Origin of the sequence: Kitasatospora humi (assembly GCF_020907985.1) — a bacterium.
Taxonomy (GTDB): domain Bacteria; phylum Actinomycetota; class Actinomycetes; order Streptomycetales; family Streptomycetaceae; genus Kitasatospora; species Kitasatospora humi.
On the sequence record NZ_JAJJPA010000017.1, the window covers coordinates 137,163 to 145,011 of the forward strand.

Annotated in this window: 8 protein-coding genes; 1 reads left to right on the forward strand and 7 read right to left on the reverse strand. The window is 72.8% G+C overall.

Going from position 1 to position 7,849, the window contains the following annotated elements; translation table 11 throughout:
• Window positions 1-34: 34 nt before the first annotated feature.
• From LN042_RS18440 to LN042_RS38050, 7 genes are all read right to left on the reverse strand, one after another.
• Window positions 35-1,363, reverse strand: coding sequence for a sulfate adenylyltransferase subunit 1 (locus tag LN042_RS18440; protein ID WP_230052342.1), 1,329 nt, complete (start codon window positions 1,361-1,363; stop codon window positions 35-37).
• Between the two features lie 2 nt (window positions 1,364-1,365).
• The gene (gene cysD / locus LN042_RS18445; protein ID WP_230052343.1) at window positions 1,366-2,304 is read right to left on the reverse strand and encodes a sulfate adenylyltransferase subunit CysD; all 939 of its coding nucleotides are present in this window, start codon (window positions 2,302-2,304) and stop codon (window positions 1,366-1,368) included.
• A complete protein-coding gene (gene cysC, locus LN042_RS18450) occupies window positions 2,301-2,891 on the reverse strand; it encodes an adenylyl-sulfate kinase (protein ID WP_372495766.1) in 591 nt (196 codons plus the stop codon). The genes cysD and cysC overlap by 4 nt, the downstream gene beginning before the upstream one ends.
• 139 nt (window positions 2,892-3,030) lie before the next feature.
• Window positions 3,031-3,720 carry a phosphoadenylyl-sulfate reductase gene (locus tag LN042_RS18455; RefSeq protein WP_230052344.1) on the reverse strand — a complete coding sequence of 230 codons (690 nt, stop codon included), beginning with the start codon at window positions 3,718-3,720 and terminating at the stop codon, window positions 3,031-3,033.
• Window positions 3,717-3,902, reverse strand: coding sequence for a hypothetical protein (locus LN042_RS18460; RefSeq protein ID WP_230052345.1), 186 nt, complete (start codon window positions 3,900-3,902; stop codon window positions 3,717-3,719). Before LN042_RS18460 ends, LN042_RS18455 begins: the two co-directional genes overlap by 4 nt.
• Window positions 3,903-3,957: 55 nt before the next feature.
• Window positions 3,958-5,676: a nitrite/sulfite reductase gene (locus tag LN042_RS18465; RefSeq protein ID WP_230052346.1), complete on the reverse strand. Its 1,719-nt coding sequence runs from the start codon at window positions 5,674-5,676 to the stop codon at window positions 3,958-3,960.
• A 200-nt stretch (window positions 5,677-5,876) separates the two neighbouring features.
• Window positions 5,877-5,960 (reverse strand): putative leader peptide, encoded by an 84-nt coding sequence (locus tag LN042_RS38050; RefSeq protein ID WP_329492070.1) that lies wholly within the window; start codon window positions 5,958-5,960, stop codon window positions 5,877-5,879.
• Window positions 5,961-6,159: 199 nt separating this feature from the next.
• Here LN042_RS38050 and LN042_RS18470 point away from each other — a divergent pair, with 199 nt between their 5' ends.
• Entirely contained in the window at window positions 6,160-7,740 is a 1,581-nt protein-coding gene (locus LN042_RS18470) for a YihY/virulence factor BrkB family protein (protein ID WP_372495767.1), read from the forward strand.
• Window positions 7,741-7,849 lie beyond the last annotated feature (109 nt).

The window sequence follows — 7,849 nt, forward strand, 5'->3', positions numbered from 1 at the left end:
TCCTTGTCCATCCGCGAGAACGCCTCGCCGGACATCAGAACCAGTCCTCCTCTTGTGCCGCCGGGGTGGTGAGGAGGCCGCCGAAGGCCTCGCCGGCCATGCCGGCGGTCAGGGTGGTGCCGTCGGCCGGATCGATCAGCAGGAACGAGCCGGTGCGGCGGTTGTCCGCGTACGCGTCCAGGGCCAGCGGCTCGGCGGTGCGCAGTACGGCGCGGCCGATGTCGTTGACGTTCAACTCCGGAGCATCGGTGCGCTGTTCGAGGGTGTCGATGTCGATCCGGTAGCTGATGTCCTTGACCAGGGCCCGCACCGTGCGGGTGGTGTGCTTGAGGAGCACCTTGTCACCGGGCCGCAGCGGGCGCTCGTTGAGGTGGCAGACGGTGGCCTCGACGTCCTTGACGGGCACCGGGGTCGGGCCGGCGGCGATGAGGTCGCCGCGGGAGACGTCGATGTCGTCGGTCAGGCGCACGGTGACGGACTGGGGCGCCCAGGCGATGTCGGTCTCGGAGCCGAGGACGTCGATGCCGGCCACGGTGGTGGTGTGCCCGGACGGCAGGACGGTCACCGCATCGCCGGTGCGCAGCACGCCGGAGGCCAACTGGCCCGCGTAGCCGCGGTAGTCGGGGTGTTCGGCGGTCTGGGGGCGGATGACGTACTGGACGGGGAAGCGGGCGGGTTCCAGGCTCGGGTCGGTGCCGACGGGCACGGTCTCCAGGTGCTCCAGCAGGGTGGGGCCCGGGTACCAGTCCATGTGCGCGGAGGGCACGACCACATTGTCGCCGGCCAGCGCGGAGAGCGGGATCGCGGTCACCTCCGCGATGCCCAACGAGGCGGCGTAGCTGGTGAATTCGGCGGCGATGGCGGCGAAGACGGGCTCGGCGTAGCCGACCAGGTCCATCTTGTTGACCGCCAGCACCACGTGCGGGACGCGCAGCAGGGCGGCCACGGCGGCGTGGCGGCGGGTCTGTTCGACCACGCCGTTGCGGGCGTCCACCAGCACCACGGCGAGCTCGGCGGTGGAGGCGCCGGTGACCATGTTGCGGGTGTACTGCACGTGGCCGGGGGTGTCGGCGAGGATGAACCGGCGCCGGGTGGTGGCGAAGTAGCGGTAGGCGACGTCGATGGTGATGCCCTGCTCGCGCTCGGCGCGCAGGCCGTCGGTGAGCAGCGCGAGGTCGGGGGCGTCCTGGCCGCGACGGCGGGAGGCGTGCTCGACGGCCTCCAACTGGTCGGCCAGCACCGACTTGGAGTCGTGCAGCAGCCGGCCGACCAGGGTGGACTTGCCGTCGTCGACGGAACCGGCGGTGGCGAAGCGCAGCAGCGAGGTGGCGGTCAGCTCGTGGGACGTGGTGGTGCTGGTCATGGTTAGAAGTACCCCTCGCGCTTGCGGTCTTCCATGGCGGCTTCGGAGAGCTTGTCGTCGGCCCGGGTGGCGCCGCGCTCGGTCAGCCGGGAGGCGGCGATCTCCGCGATCACCTGTTCGATGGTGGCCGCGTCCGAGTCGACTGCGCCCGTGCAGGACATGTCGCCCACCGTGCGGTAGCGCACCAGGCGGCGCTCCACCGCCTCACCGTCCTTGGGGCCGCCCCACTCGCCGGCGGTCAGCCACATGCCGTCGCGCCGGAAGACGTCGCGCTCGTGGGCGTAGTAGATCTGCGGGAGCTCGATGGACTCGCGTTCGATGTACTGCCACACGTCCAACTCGGTCCAGTTGGAGAGCGGGAAGACCCGGACGTGCTCACCCGGCGCGTGCCGCCCGTTGTACAGCGCCCACAACTCCGGCCGCTGGCGCCGCGGATCCCACGCACCGAACTCGTCGCGCAGCGAGAAGACGCGCTCCTTGGCGCGGGCCTTCTCCTCGTCCCGGCGGCCGCCGCCGAAGACCGCGTCGAACTTGCCCGTCTCGATGGCGTCCAGCAGCGGGACCGTCTGCAGCGGGTTGCGGGTGCCGTCCGGGCGCTCCCGCAGCCGCCCCTCGTCGATGAACTGCTGGACGGAGGCGACGTGCAGGCGCAAGGAGTGCTGGGCCACCACCCGGTCGCGGTAGGCGATGACCTCGGGGAAGTTGTGCCCGGTGTCCACGTGCAGCAGCGAGAAGGGGACGGCAGCCGGCGCGAAGGCCTTGAGGGCCAGGTGCAGCATCACGATGGAGTCCTTGCCGCCGGAGAACAGGATCACCGGCCGCTCGAACTCACCCGCCACCTCGCGGAAGATGTGCACCGCCTCCGCCTCGAGGGCGTCGAGGTGCGAGAGCGCGAAGGGGTTGTCGCTCTGCTCGATCAGCCGTGCGGTCGCGGTCGTCATGCCAGGCCCCTCTCGGTCAGGAAGGCGTGCAGCTCGGCGGCGGACTCGGCCACCGAGCGGCCTTGGGTCTGCAGGCGCAACTCGGGGCTCTCCGGCGCCTCGTACGGGTCGTCGACCCCGGTCAGGCCCGAGATCCGGCCCGCCGCCTGCTCGGCGTACAGGCCCTTGACGTCGCGCTCGGCGCAGAGCTCGACGGGAGTGGCGACGTGGACCTCCAGGAACTCGGCGCCCTGTTCGGCGTGCCGGGTGCGCACCGCGGCCCGGGAGCGGGCGTAGGGCGCGATCACCGGGGCGAGCACCTTGACGCCGTTGCGGGCCAACTTCTCGGCCACGAAGCCGATCCGGGTCACGTTGGTGTGCCGGTCCTGCTCGGAGAAGCCCAGGCCCTCGGAGAGGAACGCGCGGATCTCGTCGCCGTCGAGCACCTCCACCCGGTGGCCCTCGGCGCGCAGCCGCTCGGCCAGCGCGAAGGCCAGGGTGGTCTTGCCGGCGCTCGGCAGCCCGGTCAGCCACACCGTGGCGCCGCGCTCGCAGGGAGCGGCCGAACGGGCCGCCTCCGCGGCGGCCAGGGTGTCGGCTCTGGTCACTTTCACTCCAAAACTAAGTAGCGGAAAGAAACTAGCTCGCAGGTCGGTCAGGTCCTACCCGTGCGAGGTCGGTCAGTTGTCCGAACGTCGGTGGGGTCGTGCGCGACGCGCCCGCCGCCGGAGTCGACGGAGTCGACCCTCAGAGGTGGATGCCGCACTCCTGCTTGCCCGACCCCGCCCAGCGCCCGGCGCGGCCGTCCTCGCCCTCGCCCGGCTTGCGGGTGCAGGAGAGCGGTGCGCAGCCCACCGAGGTGTAGCCCTCCCACAGCAGCGGGTTGAGCAGCACACCGTGCTCCTGGACGTAGGCATCGACGTCCGCCTGGGTCCAGCGGGCGATCGGTGCGATCTTCACCTTGCGCCGCTTGGCGTCCCAGGCCACCACCGGGGTGCCGGCCCGGGTCGGCGACTCGTCGCGGCGCAGGCCGGTTGCCCACGCGTCGTAAGCCGTCAGCCCGCGCCGCAGCGGCTCGACCTTGCGCAGCGAGCAGCACAGGTCCGGATCGCGGTCGTGCAGCGCGGGGCCGTACTCGGCGTCCTGCTCGGCCACGGTCTGGCGCGGCGTCAGGGTGATCACGTTGACCGGCATGGTCGCGGCGACCGCGTCCCGGGTGCCGATGGTCTCCGGGAAGTGGTAGCCGGTGTCCAGGAAGACCACGTCGATCCCGGGCAGCACGGTGGACGCCAGGTGGGCCACCACCGCGTCCTCCATCGAGGACGTGACGCACAGCTTGCTGCCGAAGGTCTCGGCGGCCCAGCGCATGACCTCCTGCGCCGAGGCCTCCTCCAGGTCGCGGCCGGCCGCGGTGGCCAGCGCCTCCAGGTCGGTCATCCGTCGCTCCCCCCGTTCGAGGTCGATCCGCTGGTCGGAACCGGCAGCAGGCCGAGAAACTTCAGCTGGAAGGCGCGGCGGCAGCTCGCGCACTCCCAGGCACCGTGGCCGCCCTCGGCGGCCGGGCGCAGGTCCTCGTCGCCGCAGTACGGGCAGTGGAACGGTGCGGCGCGCTCACTCATGCCGCCACCTCGCGGAGCCCGGCGGTCGCTACCCGCGACGCGCACCTCCCGGCGCTCACGAGAGCTGCTCCTCGCCGGCCCGGGCGGCCCACTGCGCGAACCGCTCGCCCTCGGCGCGGTCGGCCTGGAAGCGGGTCAGCAGCCGCTCGACGTAGTCCGCCAGGCCGTCCTTGGTCACCTTGAGCCCGCGCACCTTGCGGCCGAAACCGGGCTCCAGGCCGAGCGCGCCGCCGAGGTGCACCTGGTAGCCCTCGACCTGGTTGCCGTGCTCGTCGGTGACCAACTGGCCCTTGAGGCCGATGTCGCCGACCTGGATCCGGGCGCAGGAGTTGGGGCAGCCGTTGATGTTGATGGACAGCGGCTCGTCGAAGTCCGGCAGCCGGGCCTCCAGTTCGTCGATCAGGGTGCGCCCGCGCTCCTTGGTCTCGACGATCGCGAGCTTGCAGTACTCCAGGCCGGTGCAGGCCATGGTGCCGCGCCGGAACGGGGACGGGGTGACCCGCAGGTCCAGCGCCTCCAGGCCGGCCACCAGCGAGTCGACCCGGTCCTCCGCCACGTCGAGCACCAGCATCTTCTGCTCGGGGGTGGTGCGCAGCCGGTCGGAGCCGTGGGCGGCGGCCAGGTCGGCGACCTCGCCGAGCAGCGCGCCGTCCAGCCGGCCGACCCGGGGGGCGAACCCGACGTAGTACCGGCCGTCGTTCTGCCGGTGCACGCCCACGTGGTCGCGCCAGACGCCGGCGGGCTGCTCGGGCGCCGGGCCGTCGATCAGCTGGTACTTGAGGTACTCGTCCTCCAGCACCTGGCGGAACTTGGCCGCCCCCCAGTCGGCGACCAGGAACTTCAGCCGGGCCCGGTTGCGCAGCCGGCGGTAGCCGTAGTCGCGGAAGACGCCGACCACGCCGGCCCAGACGTCCGCCACCTCGTCCAGCGGGACCCAGGCGCCCAGCCGCACACCCAACTTGGGGTTGGTGGACAGGCCGCCGCCGACCCAGAGGTCGAAGCCCGGGCCGTGCTCGGGGTGGACCACGCCGACGAAGGCCACGTCGTTGATCTCGTGCGCCACGTCCAGCTGCGGGGAGCCGGAGACCGCGGTCTTGAACTTGCGCGGCAGGTTGGAGAAGGCCGGGTCGCCGATGAAGCGGCGCTTGATCTCCTCGATGGCCGGGGTGCCGTCGATGATCTCGTCCGCGGCCACGCCCGCCACCGGGGAGCCGAGCATGGTGCGCGGGGTGTCGCCGCAGGCCTCGGTGGTGGACAGCCCGACGGCCTCCAGCTTCTGCCAGATCGCCGGCACGTCCTCGATCCGGACCCAGTGCAGCTGGACGTTCTGGCGGTCGGTCAGGTCGGCGGTGCCGCGCGCGTACTGCTGCGAGACCTGGGCGATCGCGTTCAGCTGGGCCACCGTGAGTCGGCCGCCGTCGATCCGGACCCGCAGCATGAAGTACTCGGCGTCCAGTTCGTGCGGGTCGAGGATCGCGGTCTTGCCGCCGTCGATGCCCTCCTTGCGCTGGGTGTAGAGGCCCCACCAGCGCATCCGGCCGCGCAGGTCGGACGGGTCGATCGAGTCGAAGCCGCGGTGCGCGTAGATCGTCTCAATGCGTGTCCGCACATTGAGACCGTCGTCGTCCTTCTTGACCTGCTCGTTGGAGTTCAGCGGGGTGTAGTGGCCCATGCCCCACTGGCCCTCGCCGCGATGCCGGGTCACCTTGCGCGCGGCGCGCGGCGCGGGCGCGCTCGCGGGCTGGGCCTCGACCGAGTCGGAAGTGGTGGCCATGTGAATGTCCTTCGGGCAGCAGACTGATGGTGCGATGGCTGCCGGTGCTCATGGCTCCGACCTGCGGCGACCAGCGCTCACCCGCAGGTGGGCGGGTGGGCGGGCGGCGATCGGGAGCCCTGGGCGCCGGGCGGGGCCACGGACGGCTGGACGACGGCGCGTTGGCGCCGGTGCGGTGGTGGCGGGCTTGGGTAGTGCTCTCAGATCACCGGACAGATGGCGCTGGACACGCGGAGGAGATCGACGTGGAGTCGACCGACCAAGGTGGTTCCGGCGCTGGGCATGGCAAGAGACTCGCATGCCGAACTATCCCCGGTCCACCACCATCCATTATCTGGACTCAGGAGTTCCGAATGGCGGGACGGCGGGCCGTTCACCCAGGCGGTGGGCGGGGCCGCGGTGGCACCGGGGGCGCGAGGGCCGCCGCAGGGCCGGGGACCGCGGTCGGGGCGTGCGTTTGGACCCGCCCGATACCTTAGGGGTGTGCAGTCACCAGGTGAGATCAGCAGGACGGTCGCCGAACGGCCCACCCGGCGCCGGGGCAAGGGCGGCAGGAGGGCTGCCCGCCGGTCGACCTGGCGGGCCACCGTCTGGGCGCTGATCAAGGACACCACCAACACCTGCGTCGAGTACCGGGTGACCGGGCTCGCCGCCGAGGCCGCGTTCTTCACCCTGCTGTCGATCCCGCCACTGCTGCTCTGCCTGGCCGGCACCCTCGGCTACCTCGACGACCTGCTGGGCGCCGGCACCATCCAGAAGCTCCAGCAGGACATCCTCTCGGCCGCCGGCACCGTGCTGTCGCAGTCCTCGATCCGGGAGATCGTCCAGCCGCTGCTGAGCAGCGTCTTCGCCAGCGGCCGGCCCGACCTGATCTCCATCGGCTTCCTCTTCTCGCTCTGGTCCGGCTCCCGGGCGCTCTACATCTTCATCGACACCATCACCGTGATGTACGGGCTGGACGGCAAGCGCGGCATCGTCAAGACCCGGGCGATGTCACTCGGCCTCTACATGGGTGCCCTGGTGATCGGCTCGCTGGTGCTGCCACTGCTGGTCGCCGGCCCCGGCCTGGTGGTGAACGCGGTGCCCGGCATCGCGGGCGTGGTCAGCGCGCTCTACTGGCCGGTCGCGATCCTGCTGCTGATCGTCTTCCTCACCACCCTCTACCACGTGGCCGTGCCCGCCAACACGCCCTGGCGCGAGGACATCCCCGGTGCGCTGGTGGCGCTCGGCGTGCTGGTGGTCTGCAGCGTGGTGCTGCGCCTCTACCTGGTGCACTCGGTCGAGGGGCCGACCGTCTACGGCTCGCTGGCGGCGCCGATCGCCGTGCTGCTGTGGATCTTCGTGGTCGCGCTCGCGGTGCTGATCGGCGCGGCGATGAACGCCGCGATCGACCGCCGCTGGCCCAGCGTGGAGACCGCCGACGCGCGAGCCGAGCACGAGCGGGCCACCGAGCAGGCCGCCGCCGCCCTGGTCCGCGAGGCCGGCGCCCGGCGGGCCGCCGAGCGGGCCGAGCTGGCCCGGGTGCTCGGCCTGGCCGACGGCTACGAGGACGACGAGGGGGACGCCGACGAGGACGAGGGCGACGACGAGGTGCCGAGCGAGTACCCCGAGCGGTGGGCCGACATGCTGGCGCCGACCAACGTCCGCGGCCGACTGCTCGCCGGCTCCAAGCGCCGCCGCGTGCCACCGCCGCCCCCGGACAGCGACCGGCCCGGCGCGGCGGTCCCGCCCGCCGCGCCGCCGCATCCGCCACACCCGCCGCAACGGCCCCAGCAGCCTCAGCCGCCGCAGCACCGGGTGCACGGCGCGGCCGACACCGCGATGCCCGGCCCGGCGGCACCCGGGGCCGCGCCCGCTCCGCCGATGACGCCCGGTGGCCCCGCCGCGCCCCGCCCGGTCGCGCCCGTCGCACCGGCTCCGCAGGCCCAGGGCGGCACCGGGGAGCCGGTGGTGGAGCGGCCGGAGCAGCCCTGGGGCTCGGACGGCCGGTTCCCCGGGGAGCGCGGACCGGTCGACTCGGCGCTGCCCGGGTACCCGCCGCGGCCGCCGTGGGACGGGCGCTGAGGGCTGACGGCCTCGGCGCGCGGGGAGGCGTGGGCCGGCGCGGCCGGCTCCGGGAGTGCGCTGCTCGTGCCGGGCGGTGAAAACCGGATGCGCCCGCGGCGGCGCCTGC